This is a genomic window from Streptomyces sp. NPDC004667 (assembly GCF_040609475.1).
Taxonomy (GTDB): domain Bacteria; phylum Actinomycetota; class Actinomycetes; order Streptomycetales; family Streptomycetaceae; genus Streptomyces.
Genome location: NZ_JBEXKC010000049.1, coordinates 16,765 through 35,474 on the forward strand (window position 1 = coordinate 16,765; position 18,710 = coordinate 35,474).

An 18,710-nucleotide genomic window follows, 5' to 3' on the forward strand; every position below is an offset into this window, starting at 1 on the left:
GCCGACCCTGGACCCATGAGCCCCGCCACCGCCCCGGCCGCCGCCGTCGTCGCCCGCGCCACCGCCGCCGAACGCCTCGAACTGGCCGACGTACTGGACACCCTCACCCCCGCGCAGTGGGACGCCCCGTCCCTGTGCGCGGGCTGGAGCGTCCGCGAGGTCGCCGCCCACATGTCGCTCGGCTTCCGCACCTCCCTGCCCGGCTTCGCCGTCGAACTCCTCAAGGCGCGCGGCAGCCTCCACCGGATGACCGGCCGCACCGCCCGCCGCGACGCGTCCGCCTTCACGACGGGCGAACTCGCCGCCCTGCTCCGCGAGCACGCCCACCACCCCTGGAAGCCCCCGGCCGGCGGTCCCACCGGGGGCCTCGCGCACGACGTCGTCCACGGCCTCGACATCACCGTCGCCCTCGGCCACCCGCGCCGTGTCCCCGAGGACCGGCTGCGCCTCCTGCTGGACGCCGTCACCCCCCGCGGCCTGCGCTTCTTCGGCGCTGACCTGACCGGCATCCGGCTGTGCGCCGACGACCTCGACTGGTCCCACGGCAGCGGCGACCCCGTCCACGGCCGGGCCCAGGACCTGCTGCTCGTACTCTTCGGCCGCCGCCTCCCGGCGGGCAGGCTGAGCGGGGGGCCGGAGGGCTGCCGGGTACCGCCTACCCTTGTTGCATGACCAGCAGCAGCGACCGGAGCCCGGCAGTGGACCCCAAGGGAACTTACGAGGTGCGCACCTACGGGTGCCAGATGAACGTGCACGACTCCGAGCGACTCTCCGGTCTGCTGGAGGACGCGGGTTACGTCCGCGCGCCCGAGGGCTGCGACGGCGACGCCGACGTCGTCGTCTTCAACACCTGCGCCGTCCGCGAGAACGCCGACAACAAGCTCTACGGCAACCTCGGCCGCCTCGCCCCGATGAAGACGAAGCGCCCCGGCATGCAGATCGCCGTCGGCGGCTGCCTCGCCCAGAAGGACCGCGAAACGATCACCAAGCGCGCCCCCTGGGTCGACGTGGTCTTCGGAACGCACAACATCGGCAAGCTGCCCGTCCTGCTGGAGCGCGCCCGCGTCCAGGAGGAGGCCCAGGTCGAGATCGCCGAGTCGCTGGAGGCCTTCCCCTCCACGCTCCCGACCCGCCGCGAGTCCGCGTACGCCGCCTGGGTCTCGATCTCCGTCGGCTGCAACAACACCTGCACCTTCTGCATCGTCCCGGCGCTGCGCGGCAAGGAGGAGGACCGCCGTCCCGGCGACATCCTCGCCGAGGTCGAGGCGCTGGTCGCCGAGGGCGTCTCCGAGATCACCCTGCTCGGCCAGAACGTCAACGCGTACGGCAGCGACCTCGGCGACCGCGAGGCCTTCAGCAAGCTGCTGCGCGCCTGCGGGCAGATCGAGGGCCTGGAGCGGGTCCGCTTCACCTCCCCGCACCCGCGCGACTTCACCGACGACGTGATCGCCGCCATGGCGGAGACCCCGAACGTGATGCCGCAGCTCCACATGCCGATGCAGTCCGGCTCCGACCCGATCCTCAAGGCGATGCGTCGGTCCTACCGGCAGGAGCGTTTCCTAGGGATCATCGAGAAGGTCCGCGCCGCGATCCCGCACGCCGCGATCTCCACCGACATCATCGTGGGCTTCCCCGGCGAGACGGAGGAGGACTTCCAGCAGACCATGCACGCCGTGCGCGAGGCCCGCTTCGCGAACGCCTTCACCTTCCAGTACTCCAAGCGCCCCGGCACCCCGGCCGCCGACATGGAGGGCCAGATCCCCAAGGAGGTCGTCCAGGACCGCTACATGCGCCTGGTCGCCCTCCAGGAGGAGATCTCCTGGGACGAGAACAAGAAGCAGGTCGGCCGCACCCTGGAGGTCATGGTCGCCGAGGGCGAGGGCCGCAAGGACGGCGCCACCGCCCGCCTCTCCGGCCGCGCCCCCGACAACCGCCTGGTGCACTTCACCAAGCCGGAGGAGGACGTGCGCCCCGGCGACGTGGTGACCGTCGAGATCACCTACGCCGCCCCGCACCACCTCCTCGCCGAGGGCCCGACCCGCGAGGTGCGCCGCACCCGCGCCGGCGACGCCTGGGAGAAGCGCAACGCCGCCCCGGCGCAGCCCGCCGGGGTCATGCTCGGCATCCCGACCCTCGGCGTCCCGGCGCCGCTGCCGGTCGCCACGTCGGGCTGCGCGATCGACTGAGTCCCGCCGGGGCCGTCCGGGCCGGGCCTCCGACGGCCGGGCTCCGACCGGCTCGGTCCGGTCCGGCGCCCGGTCCGGTCTGGCGCCCGGTCCGGTCTGGCGCCCGGTCCGGTCTGGCGCCCGGTCCGGTCCGGTCCCCGGTTCGGTCCGGTCCCCGGTTCGGTCCGGTCCCCGGTTCGGTCCGGCCCCGGGCCGGTCTGGCCCGATCGGCGGGGGAACCCCTAGGCTGCGGATCATGCTCGTAGCCGCCGCCGTCTGCCCCGCACCGCCGCTCCTCGTGCCGGAGGTCGCCGCGGGCGCCGCCGCCGAACTGCGCGACGCCCGTACCGCCTGCTCCGACGCGCTCGCCGTGCTCGCCGCCTCCCGGCCCGACCTGCTGGTCGTGGTCGGCACCGCCGACGCCGACCACGCCGGGCCCTACCCCCAGGGCTCCCGCGGCGGCTTCCACGGCTTCGGGGTCGACGCCGACGTCCGCCTCGGCGCGGGCGAGGAGGGGCCGCGGTCGCTGCCCGCTTCGCTGGCCGTCGGCGCGTGGCTGCTGGGCCGTGCAGGCTGGGGCGACGCCCCGGTGGAGGGCCTCGGCGTGGCCGCCCCCGCCGCGCCCGAGGAGTGCCTGCGCACCGGCCGGGAACTCGCCGCGCGCGACGCACGCGTGGCGCTGCTCGTCATGGGCGACGGCAGCGCCTGCCGGACCCTGAAGGCCCCCGGATACCTCGACGAACGCGCCGCCGCCTTCGACGCCGCCGCCGGCCGCGCCCTCGGCGCCGCCGACACCGCGGCCCTGGCCGCCCTCGACCCCACCCTCGCCGCCGAACTGCAGGCCGCCGGACGCGCCCCCTGGCAGGTCCTCGCGGGCGCGGCCGAGGACGCCGGTCTCGACGGCCGGCTGCTGTACGAGGACGCCCCCTACGGCGTCGGCTACTTCGTGGCCACCTGGTCCTGAGGCGGGCCCCGGCACGATCGACCCGGCACGACGAAGGGGCGCGGGACCGGTGCTCTCCCGGTCCCGCGCCCCTTTCCGTACCGTGCGTCAGGAAGCGGCCGGCGGCGTCGGCCCGCCGGGGGCGTCCTTGTGCGCGATCTTGCCCAGGGCGTCCTTCGCCTTCTCCGTGCCGGTCGTGATCCGGTCGCTGTACTTGCCGTGGGTCTTGGAGTCCACGGTCTTCGCGACCTTGTCCAGCCCCTCGCCGATCTTCCCCCCGTGCTGCTGCGCGAGATCGCCGACCTTGTCCTTGGCCGGAGCGAGCTTGGCCTTCAGATTGTCCAGCAGGCCCATGGGTCACCTTCCAGTGGCGTGGCTACGTGCGGGCGCCCTCGCCGGCCTCGCTGTCCGCGGCAGCCTCCACCGACTGCTGCTTCGGAATCTCCACGGCTTCCGCCGCCGGAGCCTCCGTCGCGGAAGGTTCGGCCTTGGCCTCCTCGGCCACCTCGGCCTCGGGTTCCGCTGGTTCCGTCACGGCCTCGGCCGCTGCGGAATCGGCCGAAGTCTCGTCCTTGCGTCGACGAAACCGACTGAAAACGCCCATGTCTACTCCCATAACGCTACTCGTGCGGGTGAAGTTCCGCGTGGTCCGGCCCGGCCTCCGCCGGGCGTACGCCCGGCCCGAACCTCTTCAGGGCAACGACCCCCGCCACGCCCCGTCACGTAACCCGATCGGGTACATGCCGTTCGGTTTGCGAGACTGTCCCGGTGAGGAATGCAGCCCCCGCCCCGCGGGTCATCGCCGTCGTCGGTCCCACCGCGGCCGGAAAGTCCGATCTGGGCGTCGCCCTGGCCCGACACTTCGACGGCGAGGTCGTCAACGCCGACTCCATGCAGCTGTACCGCGGGATGGACATCGGCACCGCCAAGCTGACGATCGAGGAGCGCGGAGGGGTCCCGCACCACCTCCTCGACGTCTGGGACGTCACCGAGACCGCCAGCGTCGCCGAGTACCAGCGCCTCGCCCGCGCCGAGATCGACAAACTGCTCGCCGAGGGCCGCACCCCGGTCCTCGTCGGCGGGTCCGGCCTCTACGTCCGCGGCGCGCTCGACGCCATGGAGTTCCCCGGCACCGACCCCGGGGTACGGGCCCGGCTGGAGGAGGAGGCCACGCTGCGCGGCCCCGGCGCCCTGCACGCGCGCCTCGCCGCCGTCGACCCGGCGGCGGCCGCCGCGATCCTGCCCGGCAACACCCGCAGGATCGTCCGGGCCCTGGAGGTGATCGAGATCACGGGCAAGCCCTTCACCGCCAACCTGCCCGGCCACGAGTCCGTCTACGACACCGTCCAGATCGGCGTCGACGTGGCCAGGCCGGAGCTCGACGAGCGGATCGCGCTGCGCGTGGACCGGATGTGGGAGGCCGGACTGGTCGACGAGGTCCGGGCCTTGGAGGCCCGGGGCCTGCGCGACGGGATCACCGCCTCGCGCGCCCTCGGCTACCAGCAGGTCCTGGCCGCCCTCGCGGGGGAGTGCACCGAGGAGGAGGCAAGGACCGAGACCGTCCGGGCCACCAAGCGCTTCGCGCGCCGCCAGGACTCGTGGTTCCGCCGCGATCCCCGCGTGCACTGGCTCAGCGGTGCCGCCGCGGACCGGGGGGAACTCGTCGGACTCGCGCAGTCGTTGGTCGAACGAGCGGTTACAGCCTGATCACGTGATGGCATCGGGAAGCCCCGTGCGCCCGTCCGGGGCCCGGGACCGTGCCATCATCAAACTTCTGAACAGCGGCGTACGAAGTCCGAAGTGGGGAGGGCGCGTGGCTATGGAGGCCGGCCCTCGTGACACCGGGCGGGACGACACCAGACAGGAAGCGGACCCGATGCTTCACGGAGCCCCCGGCGGCCCCGCGGGGCCGGGCGGAACCGGCCTTTCCGTCGGCTCCGGAGCCCCGGAGTCCGTGGACGCTCCCGACGGCCTGGGTCTGCCCGCGGATCCCGCGCGGCTGACCCCGGACGGCCCCGACGCGCCCGAACCGGGCAGCGAGGACGCCTCCGGCCCCGCCGTCGAGGTCGAGCTGCGCCCACAGCGCCGGCTGCGGATCTGGCAGATCGCCCCGATCGTGATGCTGGCCGCCGCGGGCTCGCTGATGTTCGCCTTCCCCCTCGCCTTCGAGTTCGGGGACGGCGGCGCCGTCGTCGCCATGCTCGGCTTCCTCATCAGCTCCTGCGCCGGCGGCTGGGGGATGATGGCCGCGCGCCGCGTCGGCTACACCTGGCCGGGGCTCCCGCCGCGCGGCAGCGGCCGCCGCCCCGACTGGCGGATGGCCGCGCTCTACGCGCTGGTCGCGCTGGCCGTCGTGGCGCTCGCGGTGTACCGGGTGGCGCGGCTCCGCTAGCGCCGTGGCGCCGGCGTGGGTGTCACCGCGTCGCTGACACCCCGCTGACCTGCTCCGGCAGGGCCCGGGGGCGCTCGGTACCATGGGCGGGTGACGCACACCACCCTCTCCTTCCTCAAGGGCCACGGGACCGAGAACGACTTCGTGATCGTCCCGGACCCGGACAACGCCATCGAGCTGCCCGCCGGCGCCGTCGCCGCCCTGTGCGACCGGCGCGCCGGCATCGGGGCCGACGGTGTGCTCCACGTGGTGCGCTCCGCCGCCCACCCCGACGCGGCCCACCTGGCCGACCGGGCCGAGTGGTTCATGGACTACCGCAACAGCGACGGCTCCGTCGCCGAGATGTGCGGCAACGGCGTGCGCGTCTTCGCCCGCTACCTCCACCACGCCGGCCACGTCGAGCCCGGCGACCTCGCCGTGGCCACCCGGGGCGGCGTCAAGCAGGTCCACCTCGACAAGACCGGCGACGTCACCGTCTCCATGGGCCGCGCCGAACTCCCCGAGGGGGAGGTCACCGTCTCCGTCGGCGAGCACACCTGGCCCGCGCGGAACGTGAACATGGGGAACCCGCACGCGGTGGCGTTCGTTGAAAGCCTCGACCAGGCCGGAAACCTGTACAGCCCGCCGCCGTTCAGCCCCGCCTCCGCCTACCCCACCGGGGTCAACGTCGAGTTCGTCGTCGACCGCGGCCCCCGGCACGTCGCCATGCGGGTCCACGAGCGCGGCTCCGGCGAGACCCGCTCCTGCGGCACCGGCGCCTGCGCCGTCGCCGTGGCCGCCATCCGCCGCGACGGCGTCGACCCCGCCGTCACCGGCGAACCGGTCACGTACACCGTCGACCTGCCCGGTGGCACGCTCGCCATCACCGAACATCCCGACGGGCGGATCGACATGACCGGACCGGCCGTCATCGTGGCCTCGGGGGAGTTCGAGGCGGCCTGGCTCAGCGAAACGGCTTTCGCCTGAAGATTCCCTCTCATGGGTGATCCGTTTCACGCTGAGCGAGAGGTGGACTGCGCCACGTGGTGGGGTCGGTAACATCAGGCACCGGCCCTGAGGGCTCACCCCATGCCCGCCACCGCCGGTCGAAGCCGTCGGAGGTGCCCATGAGTGCAGAGGCCACGAACCCCGAAGCACATGCCGAAATGCGTCCTGAGCTGCGCAGACGTGGCCGGACCCGGCTGGATCTGCGCCGCCTGGGACGAGCCGCCCTGCTCGGGCCCGCGTCCCGGGACCGGCTCCCGGACGCCATCGGACACGTAGCAGAAGCGCACCGCGCCCACCATCCGGACGCCGATCTGTCCATTCTGCGGCGGGCCTACCTCCTCGCGGAGACCTCGCACCGCGGCCAGATGCGCAAAAGCGGTGAGCCGTACATCACACATCCGCTCGCCGTCACGCTCATCCTCGCCGAACTCGGCGCCGAGACCACCACCCTGACGGCCTCTCTGCTCCACGACACCGTCGAGGACACGGACGTGACCCTCGATCAGGTCCGCGCGGAGTTCGGCGACGAGGTCTGCTTCATCGTCGACGGGGTCACCAAGGTCGAGAAGATCGACTACGGCGCCGCCGCCGAACCCGAGACCTTCCGCAAGATGCTCGTCGCCACCGGCAACGACGTCCGCGTGATGTCCATCAAACTCGCCGACCGGCTGCACAACATGCGCACCCTCGGAGTGATGCGCCCCGAGAAGCAGGCCCGCATCGCCAAGGTCACCCGCGACGTCCTGATCCCCCTCGCCGAACGGCTCGGCGTCCAGGCCCTCAAGACCGAGCTGGAAGACCTCGTCTTCGCCATCCTCCACCCCGAGGAGTACGAGCACACCCGCGCGCTCATCGCCGCCCACGCCGGTGACGCCGACCCGCTCCCCGCCATCGCCGACTCCGTGCGCGCCGTCCTGCGCGACGCCGGCATCGCCGCCGAGGTACAGGTACGGCCACGGCACTTCGTCTCCGTCCACCGCATCTCCCGCACCCGGGGCGAACTGCGCGGCTCCGACTTCGGCCGCATCCTCGTCCTCGTCGCCGAGAACGCCGACTGCTACGGGGTCCTCGGCGAACTGCACACCTGCTTCACCCCGGTCGTCTCCGAGTTCAAGGACTTCATCGCCGCCCCGAAGTTCAACCTCTACCAGTCCCTGCACACCGCAGTCGCCGTCCCCGAGGGGTACGTCGCCGAGGTCATCGTCCGCACCCGCCAGATGCACCGGGTCGCGGAGGCGGGCGTCGTCGCCCTCGGCAACCCGTACACCACCGGCACCCGGGCGGAAGCCGCCGACAGCGACGAGGAGCGCGTCGACCCCACCCGCCCCGGCTGGCTCTCCCGGCTCCTCGACTGGCAGCAGTCCGCGCCCGACCCGGACACCTTCTGGAGCGTGCTGCGCGCGGAGCTGGCCCAGGACCGCGAGATCACCGTGTTCCGCGAGGACGGGGACGCCACCGCCGCGATCAGCCTGCCCGCAGGGGCCAGCTGTATCGACGCCGCCTACGCCCAGTACGGCGAGGCGGCCCACGGCTGTATCGGCGCCCGGGTCAACGGGCGCCTCACCTCCCTGTCCTCCCCGCTCTCCGACGGGGACACCGTGCAGCTGCTCCTCGCCCACGACGCCTCCTCCGGGCCGGCCGCCGACTGGCTGGAGCACGCCCGGACCCCCGCCGCCCGCATCGCCATCAGCAGCTGGCTCGCGGCCCATCCCGACGGCGCCGGACCCGCCGCCGCGGCCCCCCGGGCGCCGCTGTCCGTGACCGGGCTGCGGGGCGGAGGGGGCAACGCCGTCGCCGACCTCCCCGACGCCCACGTACGGCTCGCCGGCTGCTGCACTCCGGTGCCGCCCGACGCGGTCGCCGGGTTCGTCGTCCGGGGCGGGGCCGTCACCGTGCACCGGATCCACTGTCCGGCCGTGGAGCAGATGCGTTCCGTGGGCCGCACCTCGGTCGCCGTGCACTGGCGGGCCACCGCCGACTGCCGCGTCACCCTGCTCGCTGAATCGTTCGGCCGCCCGCACCTGCTGGCCGATCTGACCGAGGCCATCGCCCGTCAGGGGGTCGAGGTGATCTCGGCCACCGTCGAGCCGCCGGTCGAGCAGCGGGTCCACCACTCCTACACGCTGCAACTGCCCGACGCGACGGGTCTGCCCGCCCTGATGCGCGCCATGCGGGACGTGCCCGGCGTCTACGACGTCAGCCGGGCCTGAGACTTCCGGGGGGAAGGGCGGGGCCCGGATCCTCGGATCCGGTGCGGTGCGGCGTGAGGGGGCGTACGCCGGGGGAGCGAGCGGGTCGGCCAACGGCGGGCGCCACACGTTCGGGTGCCCCCGTCGCGCGTCGCTCGCGGACGCGCGACGGGCGCTGGTAAGCGGTGGTGGATGCAGCTCACCTCCCCGCGCCTGCGCGCCGCCCTCCTCGCGGCGGCCTCCCTGACCCTCGTCGCCGCCGTGCTGCCCCCGCCGAAGCCCCTGGGCATCGGCGACCGGCTGTTCCCGGAGCTCGGCAACCCGGGGTACGACGTCCTCTCGTACGACCTCTCCCTCACGTACAAGGACAACCTGACCCCCCTCGACGCGGTCACCGTCATCGAGGCCCGCGCCCTGGAGCCGCTGGAGCGGATCAACCTGGACTTCACCAACGGAACGGTGGCTTCCGCCGAGGTCAACGGGGAACCGGCGGGCATCGACAGCGTCGGGGAGGACCTCGTGCTGACCCCCGCGCACGCCGTGGCCGCCGGGACGCCGCTGCACCTCGTCGTCCGGCACACCAGCGACCCGCGCGGCCGCGCCGACGGCGGCTGGGTGCCCACCGAAGACGGCCTGGCCATGGCCAACCAGGCCGACGCCGCCCACCGCGTCTTCCCCTGCAACGACCACCCCGCGGACAAGGCGTACTTCACCTTCCGGATCACCGCCCCCGCCGGGACGACGGTCGTCGCCAACGGGGTCCCGAGCAGCCTCCCCTCCGCCCGCGCGGGGGGCGCGGCGGTGTGGACGTACAAGACCCTGCACCCCATGGCCACCGAGCTGGCCCAGGTCTCGGTCGGCCGGTCCGCCGTGGTCCACCGCACGGGGCCGCACGGACTCCCGCTGCGCGACGTCGTGCCCGCCGCCGACCGGGAACGGCTGGAGCCCTGGCTGGGCAAGACCCCGGGGCAGATCGAGTGGATGGAGGAGCGGGTCGGCCGCTACCCCTTCGAGAACTACGGCGTGCTCATCGCGCGGGCCAAGACCGGCTTCGAGCTGGAGACGCAGACCCTCTCCCTCTTCGAACACGGCCTCTTCGCGGGGGAGGGCTACCCCGAGTGGTACGTGGAGTCCGTCATGGTCCACGAGCTCGCCCACCAGTGGTTCGGCGACAGCGTGACCCCGCGGACCTGGTCCGACCTGTGGCTCAACGAGGGACACGCGACCTGGTACGAGGCCCTCTACGCGGACGGCCTCGGCAAGTACTCCCTGGAACGGCGCATGCGCGAGGCCTACCAGCGCTCCGACCAGTGGCGGGCCGCGGGCGGCCCCCCGGCGGCCCCGAAGGCGGCGGCCCCGGGGGAGAAGATCGGGCTGTTCCGGCCGGTGGTCTACGACGGGGCCGCGCTGATCCTCTACGCCCTGCGGCAGGAGATCGGCACCGAGGCCTTCGACCGGGTCGAACGGAACTGGGTGGCGGAGCACAAGGACGGGACCGCCGGCACGGACGACTTCGTACGCCTGGCCTCCCGTGAGGCGGGACGCGACCTGGGGCCCTTCCTGGAGCCGTGGCTCTACGGGCAGACGACGCCGCCGATGCCGGGCCACCCGGAGTGGAGCGGCCCCGCGGCCCCGAAGCCGAGCCCGAAGGCTGACCCGAAGACGGCCCCGGCGCATCCGGCCGCCGGAAAAACGGTATGACGGGCCAGGAACGGGCATGTCACCATCGACGAGGCCGACCGGGGAATCACCGGACGCGGTCACACGTTGGACGTGACAGCGTTTGGTCACGCGCAGCGGTACCTTTGGCCCTGACCTGGTCGTGACCGCGGTCGGCGCGGACGCAATCGAATCGACGTAAGGATCCAATGACCTCCTCTTCTTCCCCTTCCCAGGACCCGCGGGACGCGCAGAACGTGCGGGACTCGCAGAGCTTCACCGAGAGCCTTCGGGCCGATGCCCTGATGGAAGAGGACGTCGCCTGGAGCCACGAAATCGACGGAGAGCGGGACGGCGACCAGCTCGACCGCTCCGAGCGCGCGGCCCTGCGCCGCGTCGCCGGTCTCTCCACCGAACTCGAAGACGTCACCGAGGTCGAGTACCGACAGCTCCGCCTGGAGCGCGTGGTCCTCGTAGGTGTCTGGACCTCCGGGACCGTGCAGGACGCCGAGAACTCCCTCGCGGAGCTCGCCGCCCTCGCCGAGACCGCGGGCGCCCTCGTCCTCGACGGTGTGATGCAGCGTCGCGACAAGCCCGACCCGGCCACCTTCATCGGCTCCGGCAAGGCCCGCGAACTGCGCGACATCGTGCTGGAGAGCGGCGCCGACACCGTCGTCTGCGACGGTGAGCTCAGCCCCGGCCAGCTCATCGCGCTCGAAGACGTCGTCAAGGTCAAGGTCGTCGACCGGACCGCGCTCATCCTCGACATCTTCGCCCAGCACGCCAAGTCCCGAGAGGGCAAGGCGCAGGTCGCGCTCGCGCAGATGCAGTACATGCTGCCGCGCCTGCGCGGCTGGGGCCAGTCGCTGTCCCGGCAGATGGGTGGCGGCGGCGGTGGCGGCATGGCCACCCGAGGCCCCGGTGAAACCAAGATCGAGACCGACCGGCGCCGCATCCGCGAGAAGATGGCGAAGATGCGCCGGGAGATCGCGGAGATGAAGACCGGCCGCGACATCAAGCGGCAGGAACGGCGCCGCAACAAGGTGCCCTCGGTCGCCATCGCCGGTTACACCAACGCCGGCAAGTCCTCCCTGCTCAACCGCCTCACCGGCGCGGGCGTCCTGGTGGAGAACGCACTGTTCGCCACCCTCGACCCGACCGTGCGCCGCGCGGAAACCCCCTCCGGCCGGGTCTACACCCTGGCCGACACGGTGGGCTTCGTCCGGCACCTGCCCCACCACCTCGTCGAGGCGTTCCGCTCCACGATGGAGGAGGTCGGCGACTCCGACCTCATCCTGCACATCGTGGACGGCTCGCACCCGGCACCGGAGGAGCAGCTGGCGGCCGTGCGCGAGGTGATCCGCGAGGTCGGCGCGGTCAACGTGCCCGAGATCGTGGTCATCAACAAGGCGGACGCCGCGGACCCGCTGGTCCTGCAGCGCCTGCTGCGCATCGAACGGCACTCCATCGCCGTCTCGGCGCGCACCGGTATGGGCATCGAGGAACTCCTCGCGCTCATCGACGCCGAGCTGCCCCGGCCCGAGGTCGAGGTGGAGGCGCTGGTGCCCTACACCCGCGGCGCGCTGATCGCCCGGGCGCACGCCGAGGGCGAGGTCATCTCCGAGGAGCACACCCCGGAGGGCACCCTGCTCAAGGCCCGGGTCCACCAGGAACTCGCGGCGGACCTGGCACCGTACGTGCCCGCCAAGCAGTAACCGCACAGCGGACGCGGCACCCACCGCACCACATGACCGAGGGCCCCTCGCACAGGCGAGGGGCCCTCGGTCGTGTCATGTCCCGCGGCTCACTTGAACTTGCCGCTGACCGCCTCGTAGATCCCCTTGGCCTCGGGGCCCAGCCTGGGCCCGGCCAGCCAGCCCGCCTTGGCGGGGCCGATCGAGGTGTTCGACACCAGCGCCGGCTTGCCGTCGGCGCCCGCCGCGACCCAGCCGCCACCGGAGGAACCACCGGTCATCGTGCAGCCGATCCGGTACATCACCGGGTCCGCCTGCGTCAGCGCCAGCCGGCCCGGCTTGTCCGCGCACTGGAACGCCTTCTGCCCGTCGAAGGGCGCCGCCGCCGGATAGCCCGTAGCCGTGATGCTCGCGACCTTCGGCACGGCCGGGGCGTTGAACTCCACCGGGAGCGCCGAGCCGACCGTCTCCTCCAGCGACTTGCCGCCGCCCTTCTCCGGGGTCACGTGCAGCACCGCGAAGTCGTACGGGGCACCCGCGCCCCCCGTCGGACCGCCGGTCGCGATCCACTGGTCCGACGTCTGCGCCCAGTCGCTCCACCACACGCCGTACGGGGCCACCTTCTCGCGCGGCGCGCCCTTGAGCGCCGCCGCGGGCTGACCCGCGTTGTTGTACGAGGGGACGAAGGCGATGTTGCGGTACCAGCCGCCGGCCTTGCCCGCGTGGACGCAATGGCCCGCAGTCCAGACCATGTTGGACTTGCCCGGGTGGGCCGGGTCCTTCACCACGGTCGCCGAGCAGACCATCGAGCCCTCGGGGCCGTCGAAGAAGACCTTGCCGGACGCGGGAACGCTCGCGTGGTACGGCGCCGAGGCCGGCTTCGCCGCCACGGCGGCCGGCGTCGGGTCGGTGACGCCCTGGTCCTTGCCCGCGTCCGGGTCGACTGCCGGGGTCTGCGGCTGCTCGGCGTCACGCATGCGGTCGGGGTCCCACAGGCCGTCGATGATCGGGTTGACGTAGTCGCCCGCCTCGCGGAGCCAGTCCTCCTTCTTCCAGTTCTTCCACGCGCCCCCCTTCCACTTCTCCATGTCGAACCCGTGCTGCTTGAGCCTGTCCTTGAGTTCCTGCGGAATCTTGATCCCGTCGGTGGCGCCGGAGGGCAGGGGCGCGGCCACGGTCGGCTTGGCGTCGCCGCCAGCCCCGCCGTCGCCGGACCCGCACGCCGCGGTGGTCAGCGCCAGCGCTGCCACGCACAGGATCGCGGTGACCGGTCGGTTCGGTCGCATGTCGTAAGTCCCCCTGGTGTTTCGAGGTGTTGAGGCGGTGTCGTCCGGGTGGATCGCAGCACCCCACTATGCCGCCGTGAGGGAGGACGGCGCCTCCCGGGTCGGTGGTTCCTGTCTCCGGGCCCCGTCCGGACATCACGCCCGGATGCCCCGTACGTCCCCGCGTACCCCTTTCCGTCGTCCTCTCCCGTCGTCCTCTTCCGTCGTGCCGACGGCCAAGGATCTTCCGCCGACCCGTGATCCGCCGCCGTCACCGTCGTTGGTACGTACGGGGGATGGGACAGCAGCGTTCATGTTCGAGACGCAATCCGGAAGAGCAACCCGTGCGGGAGGACCGACAGTCGTGGCCTTGACCGAGCCGACCGCAGCCGCGGCGCAGACCCCGCCGGAGACCCCTGTCCCGCCGCCGGAACCGCCGCTGGTTCCGGCACAGGGGGGCCGCTGGCCCGCCGCTGCCGAGGGCATCCTGCGCAGGCAGGCGCTGCGGGAGTCCGCCGCCCGGACCTACGCCCGTTCGCTGCCCATCGTCCCCGTACGAGCCCGGGGGCTGACGATCGAGGGGGCCGACGGGCGGCGCTACCTCGACTGCCTCTCCGGCGCGGGGACCCTCGCCCTCGGGCACAACCACCCCGTCGTCCTCGAAGCCATCCGCGGGGTCCTCGACTCCGGGGCCCCGCTGCACGTGCTCGACGTGGCGACCCCGGTCAAGGACGCCTTCACCACCGAGCTGTTCGCGAACCTCCCCGCGGAACTGGCCGCCGACGCCCGCGTCCAGTTCTGCGGCCCGGCCGGCACGGACGCCGTCGAGGCCGCGCTGAAGCTGGTCCGCGCCGCCACCGGCCGCACCGGGCTGCTGGCCTTCACCGGGGCCTACCACGGCATGACCTCCGGGGCCATGGACGCCTCGGGCGGCGCCACCGACGTACGGGTGACCCGGCTCCCGTACCCGCAGGACCACCGCTGCCCGTTCGGGGTCGGCGGCCCCGAGGGCGCCCGGATCGGCGCCCGTTGGACGGAGAGCCTGCTGGACGACCCCAAGAGCGGGGTGCCCCTGCCCGCCGGCATGATCGTGGAGCCCGTCCAGGGCGAAGGCGGCGTCCACCCGGCCCCGGACGCATGGCTGCGCAGGATGCGGGAGATCACCTCCGTCCGGGGCATCCCGCTGATCGCCGACGAGGTGCAGACCGGCGTCGGCCGCACCGGCGCCTTCTGGGGCGTCGACCACGCGGGCGTGGTGCCCGACGTGATGGTGCTCTCCAAGGCGATCGGGGGCAGCCTGCCGCTCGCCGTGATCGTCTACCGCGCGGAACTGGACGTCTGGACGCCCGGAGCCCACGCCGGAACATTCCGCGGGAACCAGCTCGCCATGGCGGCGGGCACCGCCACGCTCGCCTACGTCCGCCACAACGGACTCGCCGAGCGCGCCGCCGTCCTCGGCGGGCGGATGCTCACGGCCCTGCGCGGGCTGGCCGCCGACCTGCCCTGTGTCGGGGACGTCCGCGGTCGCGGCCTGATGATCGGCCTCGAACTCGTCGACCCCGACACCGGAGCCACGGCCCCCGCCCTCGCCGCCGCCGTCCGCCAGGAGTGCCTGGACCGCGGACTGATCGTCGAACTCGGAGGCCGGGATTCCAGCGTCGTACGCCTGTTGCCCCCGCTGACCCTGACCGACGAGCAGGCCACCGCGGTCCTGGACCGACTGGCCGACGCCCTCCCCGCCGCGGCCCGCCGACCCCTCTGACCCGCACCCCAAGGACCCCCGATGCCCGACCCCACCCCCCACCCCCCAACCAACCGGCCAACCCCCGAGGCCTCCCCCTCACCCCCCGCCCCGACGGACCGGACGGCCCCGCCACCCTCCCCGTCGGCCCCCGCCTTGCCGGTCGGGACGTCCCCCGAGGCCTCCCTGTCGGCCGCGGCCCTGTCGGACCGGATGCCCACCGAGGTTTCCCTGTCGGCCGCGGCCCTGTCGGACCGGATGCCCCCCGAGGTCTCCCCTTCTGCCCCCTCCCCGTCAGACCGGAGGGCCATTGAGGCCTCCTGTTCGGCCGCCGCCCTGTCGGACCGGACGTCCCCCGAGGTCTCCCCGTCAGCCGCGGCCCCGTCGGACCGGACGCCCCCCGAGGCCTCTCTGTCGGCCGCCTCCCCGTCGGACCGGACGGCCACGTCGTCCTCCCTGTCGGCCGCCGCTTTGTCGGTCGGGACGTCCCCCGAGGTCTCCCTGTCGGCCGCGGCCCTGTCGGACCGGATGCCCACCGAGGCCTCCGCCTCGACCCTCGCCCCCTCGGACCGGACGGCCACGTCGTCCTCTCCGTCGGCCCCCGCCATGACGGAGCGGACAGCCGCGCCCTCCTCCCCGCCGGCCCCCGCTCCGACGGGCCGGGCGTCCTTCCAACCCGTCACCACCCCCGCCGATCCGGTGGCCGGTCCACCCCCGGAGCCCACGATCCGGGTCCGCACCTCGAAGCCCACGCCGGCCCTGGACCCCACACCTCACGGCCCTGCCTCAACGCAGACGGCTCCCCGCCCCCTGCCTACTGCCATCGGTCCGGACCGCCACGCCCCCCTGGAGCCCGCACCTCCCGTCCACGCCCCGATGGATCAGACGGCACTCCTTCCCCCGGCCGCTCTTGCCGGTCCGCAGCGCTGTTCACCGCCGGAGCCCGTACCTCCCGTCGACGCCCTCACAGACCAGACGGCACCCCTTCCCCCGGCCGCAGCCGCCGGTCCGCAGCACCACCCAGCCGGGGAGCCCGCGCCTCCCGGCCGGACCCCGGTGGACCGGTCGGCCCCCCATGCCCTGACCGCCCCTGTAGGCCCCGTACCCGGGTCCCCCTTGGACCCGGAGCTTCCGGGCCGTGCCCCGGAGTGGCAGGCGACGGCCCAAGCCGCTCCCGCGGATCAGGGGCTCGGCCCTGCCCCGTCCCCGGCGGCCACCTCTCCCGCCGGGGTGCCGACGGGCCGCGAAGTTCCCGGCCTCGGGCCCGCCGACGTCGGTCCGGGTCCCTGCTCGTCCCCGGCGTTCGTCCCGACTGCCGGTGCTCGCGGGGAGTATGGAGCCCCCCGCTTCCTGCCCGATGCCGCCGGACCGGAGCCCGCAGTAGCCGGCCGTGCTTCCGCGGACCCGTCGGCGGACCAGCCGGCGGATCGGGAGGCCCCCCGTCCCCCGATCGGGTCGGCGGCTGGATCAGCCCCGGGATCCGCCCTCCCCGGCCGCGTCGCGTCAGCCCAGCCTGTCTCCAGGCCCCCGATCGCTTCGACCGGTCCGGACTCCACCCCGGCACACACCAGGGACTCCGAACTTCCCCACCGCCCCCAGACGGCCACCCCGGACCCGGCCGCCCACGCAGGCCCGGTGCTCGGGGTGGGCCCGGATGCCGATGCCCCGGGTCATGCTCCGGCGCAGCACGAGCCGGAGGACCCCGCGCTTCCGGAGGACCCGGCGCAGCGCCCGGTCCTCGCGGCCGGTCCGGGCCTCGACCCGGACCTGCCGGAGGAGCCCACACCGGAGGCGGCCGGCCCTGCCCGACAGCCGGGCCCGGTCCGGCAGCCCGCCGGGATCTCCCCGGTGGGCACGGTGCCCCGGCAGAAGGACGGCACCCCGCGCCCCCGACCCGGCGGTACGGGACCCGTAGGCCCGGAACCGGCCGTGCTGCCCGACCTGCTCGACCACCCCGACCCGGCCGTCGCGGCCGAGGCCGCCACGGTGGAGAACCTGCTGCGGTGCTGGGTCCGCGAGAGCGGCATCGGCCGCCCCGACGGGCCCGCCGGAACCCTGCTCCGCATCCCCCTCCCCGCATCCGGCGCCGCCCTGCTCGTCCCCGTCCGCCACTGGTCCCCGGCAGGCTGCCACCGCTTCGCACCCGCCCGCCTCGAAGGCGCCCCCGCCCACGCCCCCGCCGTCGACGCCGTCACCCTGGCCGCCCTCATCGCCCGCGAGGGCACGGGCCGCGGAGGGGCCGACCTCGTCGGCCGGGTCGCCGACTCGGTGCGCCGCACCGCCGAGTTCATCGCCGACCGGCGCCAACGTCCCGAGGCTCCCGCCCCCATCGCAGGGGACCGCTTCCTCAGCGCGGAACAGTCCCTCCTCCTCGGTCACCCCCTCCAGCCGGACCCGAAGAGCCGCGAAGGACTCTCCGAAACCGAAGCACGCCACTACTCACCCGAACTGCACGGCTCCTTCCCCCTGCACTGGATCGCGGTCGCACCCACCGTCCTCGCCACCGACTCCGCCTGGACCGAACGGGGCCGCCCGGTCTCCGCCGCCCAGCTCCTCGCCCGGCTCGCCCCGGGACTCCCGGCGCCCGCCGGCGCCACCGCCCTCCCCCTGCACCCCTGGCAGGCCCGCGACCTCCTCCAGCGCCCCGCCGTCACCGCCCTGCGCGACGCAGGACTCCTCACCGACCTGGGCCCCCACGGCGCCCCCTGGTACCCCACCTCCTCCGTCCGCACGGTCCACCGCCCCGGCGCCCCCGCGATGCTCAAGCTCTCCCTGGGCCTGCGCATCACCAACTCCCGCCGCGAGAACCTCCGCAAGGAACTCCACCGCGGTGTCGAAGTGCACCGACTGCTACGCACCGGCCTCGCCGAGCAGTGGCAGGCGGCCCACCCCGGCTTCGACATCGTCCGCGACCCCGCCTGGGTCGCCGTCGACTCCCCGGACGGCACACCCGTCCCCGGACTCGACGCCCTGCTGCGCCACAACCCCTTCCGCTCCGACGACGACGCCGTCTGCGTCGCCGCACTCACCGCCCTCCGCCCGTGGCCCGGCCGGACCACGATGCGCTCCCGGCTCGCCGACACCGTCTCGCGGCTCTCCCTTTCCACCGGGCGCTCCACCTCCGCCGTGGCCGCCGAGTGGTTCCTGCGCTACCTCGACCACGTCGTCCTGCCGGTCCTCGCGTTCGACGCGCTCGCCGGCATCGCCCTCGAAGCGCATCAGCAGAACACCCTCGTCCTCCTCGACCGGGCCGGCTGGCCCGTCGGCGGCCGCTTCCGCGACAACCAGGGCTACTACTTCCGGGACTCCCGACGCGCCGAACTGGAACGACGACTCCCCGGCATCGGCAGGGCCAGTGACACCTTCGTCCGCGACGCCGTCACCGACGAACGCTTCGCCTACTACCTCGGCATCAACAACGTTTTCGGCCTCATCGGCGCCTTCGGATCCCAGGGGCTGGCCGACGAGCGCGTACTCCTCGCCGCCTTCCGCCGCTTCCTCGGCAAGGCCGCGGGCCTCGGTCCGCTCCCCGCACAGCTGCTGGACTCACCCACCCTCCGCTGCAAGGCGAACCTGCTCACCCGCCTGGGCGGCCTCGACGAGCTCGTGGGCCCCGTCGAAACGCAGTCCGTCTACGTCACCATCGCCAACCCCCTCCACGACTGACGCGCTTCC

Annotated in this window: 14 protein-coding genes; 11 read left to right on the top strand and 3 right to left on the bottom strand. The window is 73.8% G+C overall.

The window, feature by feature from the left end; genetic code table 11:
* The first annotated feature begins 15 nt into the window (after positions 1-15).
* The 3 genes from ABZW32_RS24990 to ABZW32_RS25000 all read left to right on the top strand — a co-directional run bounded on the left by ABZW32_RS24990 (position 16) and on the right by ABZW32_RS25000 (position 3,129).
* On the top strand, positions 16-672 hold the full coding sequence (locus tag ABZW32_RS24990) for a maleylpyruvate isomerase family mycothiol-dependent enzyme (RefSeq protein WP_356219498.1): 657 nt from the start codon (positions 16-18) through the stop codon (positions 670-672).
* The gene (miaB, locus tag ABZW32_RS24995) at positions 669-2,186 is read left to right on the top strand and encodes a tRNA (N6-isopentenyl adenosine(37)-C2)-methylthiotransferase MiaB (protein WP_356219500.1); all 1,518 of its coding nucleotides are present in this window, start codon (positions 669-671) and stop codon (positions 2,184-2,186) included. Before ABZW32_RS24990 ends, miaB begins: the two co-directional genes overlap by 4 nt.
* Before the next feature lie 235 nt (positions 2,187-2,421).
* Positions 2,422-3,129, top strand: a complete 708-nt coding sequence (locus ABZW32_RS25000) for a class III extradiol dioxygenase subunit B-like domain-containing protein (protein WP_356219502.1) — start codon at positions 2,422-2,424, stop codon at positions 3,127-3,129.
* 87 nt (positions 3,130-3,216) lie between these two features.
* Here ABZW32_RS25000 and ABZW32_RS25005 read toward each other — a convergent pair whose 3' ends face one another.
* Positions 3,217-3,462, bottom strand: a complete 246-nt coding sequence (locus ABZW32_RS25005; RefSeq protein WP_356219505.1) for an antitoxin — start codon at positions 3,460-3,462, stop codon at positions 3,217-3,219.
* Between the two features lie 22 nt (positions 3,463-3,484).
* The gene (locus ABZW32_RS25010) at positions 3,485-3,712 is read right to left on the bottom strand and encodes a hypothetical protein (RefSeq protein ID WP_356219508.1); all 228 of its coding nucleotides are present in this window, start codon (positions 3,710-3,712) and stop codon (positions 3,485-3,487) included.
* Between the two features lie 164 nt (positions 3,713-3,876).
* Here ABZW32_RS25010 and miaA point away from each other — a divergent pair, with 164 nt between their 5' ends.
* The 6 genes from miaA (at position 3,877) to hflX (ending at position 12,050) form a co-directional block, all read left to right on the top strand.
* Positions 3,877-4,815, top strand: a complete 939-nt coding sequence (miaA, locus tag ABZW32_RS25015) for a tRNA (adenosine(37)-N6)-dimethylallyltransferase MiaA (RefSeq protein ID WP_356219510.1) — start codon at positions 3,877-3,879, stop codon at positions 4,813-4,815.
* A gap of 112 nt (positions 4,816-4,927) precedes the next feature.
* Positions 4,928-5,500, top strand: a complete 573-nt coding sequence (locus ABZW32_RS25020; RefSeq protein WP_356219568.1) for a hypothetical protein — start codon at positions 4,928-4,930, stop codon at positions 5,498-5,500.
* A gap of 90 nt (positions 5,501-5,590) precedes the next feature.
* Positions 5,591-6,466, top strand: coding sequence for a diaminopimelate epimerase (gene dapF, locus ABZW32_RS25025; protein WP_356219512.1), 876 nt, complete (start codon positions 5,591-5,593; stop codon positions 6,464-6,466).
* A 140-nt stretch (positions 6,467-6,606) separates the two neighbouring features.
* Positions 6,607-8,697 (top strand): HD domain-containing protein, encoded by a 2,091-nt coding sequence (locus ABZW32_RS25030; protein WP_356219514.1) that lies wholly within the window; start codon positions 6,607-6,609, stop codon positions 8,695-8,697.
* Positions 8,698-8,868: 171 nt separating this feature from the next.
* Complete coding sequence (locus ABZW32_RS25035; protein ID WP_356219517.1) at positions 8,869-10,377, top strand: M1 family metallopeptidase; 1,509 nt, start codon at positions 8,869-8,871, stop codon at positions 10,375-10,377.
* A 167-nt stretch (positions 10,378-10,544) separates the two neighbouring features.
* Positions 10,545-12,050 carry a GTPase HflX gene (gene hflX / locus ABZW32_RS25040; RefSeq protein WP_030240085.1) on the top strand — a complete coding sequence of 502 codons (1,506 nt, stop codon included), beginning with the start codon at positions 10,545-10,547 and terminating at the stop codon, positions 12,048-12,050.
* 89 nt (positions 12,051-12,139) lie between these two features.
* Here the strand turns inward: hflX and ABZW32_RS25045 are convergent, their stop codons facing one another.
* Positions 12,140-13,315, bottom strand: coding sequence for a hypothetical protein (locus ABZW32_RS25045; protein ID WP_356219520.1), 1,176 nt, complete (start codon positions 13,313-13,315; stop codon positions 12,140-12,142).
* Between the two features lie 292 nt (positions 13,316-13,607).
* On the opposite strand from ABZW32_RS25045, the gene ABZW32_RS25050 reads away from it, so the two are divergent.
* Positions 13,608-15,056: a diaminobutyrate--2-oxoglutarate transaminase family protein gene (locus tag ABZW32_RS25050; RefSeq protein ID WP_356219522.1), complete on the top strand. Its 1,449-nt coding sequence runs from the start codon at positions 13,608-13,610 to the stop codon at positions 15,054-15,056.
* Positions 15,057-16,670: 1,614 nt separating this feature from the next.
* Positions 16,671-18,701, top strand: a complete 2,031-nt coding sequence (locus ABZW32_RS25055; RefSeq protein WP_356219524.1) for an IucA/IucC family protein — start codon at positions 16,671-16,673, stop codon at positions 18,699-18,701.
* Positions 18,702-18,710 lie beyond the last annotated feature (9 nt).

What these genes read in the sequence shown, in the direction of transcription:
- ABZW32_RS24990 (WP_356219498.1), top strand. Translation starts at nt 16, where the DNA reads ATGAGCCCCGCCACCGCCCCGGCCGCCGCCGTCGTCGCCCGCGCCACC.
- miaB (WP_356219500.1), top strand. Translation starts at nt 669, where the DNA reads ATGACCAGCAGCAGCGACCGGAGCCCGGCAGTGGACCCCAAGGGAACT.
- ABZW32_RS25000 (WP_356219502.1), top strand. Translation starts at nt 2,422, where the DNA reads ATGCTCGTAGCCGCCGCCGTCTGCCCCGCACCGCCGCTCCTCGTGCCG.
- ABZW32_RS25005 (WP_356219505.1), bottom strand. Translation starts at nt 3,462, where the DNA reads ATGGGCCTGCTGGACAATCTGAAGGCCAAGCTCGCTCCGGCCAAGGAC.
- ABZW32_RS25010 (WP_356219508.1), bottom strand. Translation starts at nt 3,712, where the DNA reads ATGGGCGTTTTCAGTCGGTTTCGTCGACGCAAGGACGAGACTTCGGCC.
- ABZW32_RS25020 (WP_356219568.1), top strand. Translation starts at nt 4,928, where the DNA reads ATGGAGGCCGGCCCTCGTGACACCGGGCGGGACGACACCAGACAGGAA.
- ABZW32_RS25030 (WP_356219514.1), top strand. Translation starts at nt 6,607, where the DNA reads ATGAGTGCAGAGGCCACGAACCCCGAAGCACATGCCGAAATGCGTCCT.
- ABZW32_RS25035 (WP_356219517.1), top strand. Translation starts at nt 8,869, where the DNA reads ATGCAGCTCACCTCCCCGCGCCTGCGCGCCGCCCTCCTCGCGGCGGCC.
- hflX (WP_030240085.1), top strand. Translation starts at nt 10,545, where the DNA reads ATGACCTCCTCTTCTTCCCCTTCCCAGGACCCGCGGGACGCGCAGAAC.
- ABZW32_RS25045 (WP_356219520.1), bottom strand. Translation starts at nt 13,315, where the DNA reads ATGCGACCGAACCGACCGGTCACCGCGATCCTGTGCGTGGCAGCGCTG.
- ABZW32_RS25050 (WP_356219522.1), top strand. Translation starts at nt 13,608, where the DNA reads ATGTTCGAGACGCAATCCGGAAGAGCAACCCGTGCGGGAGGACCGACA.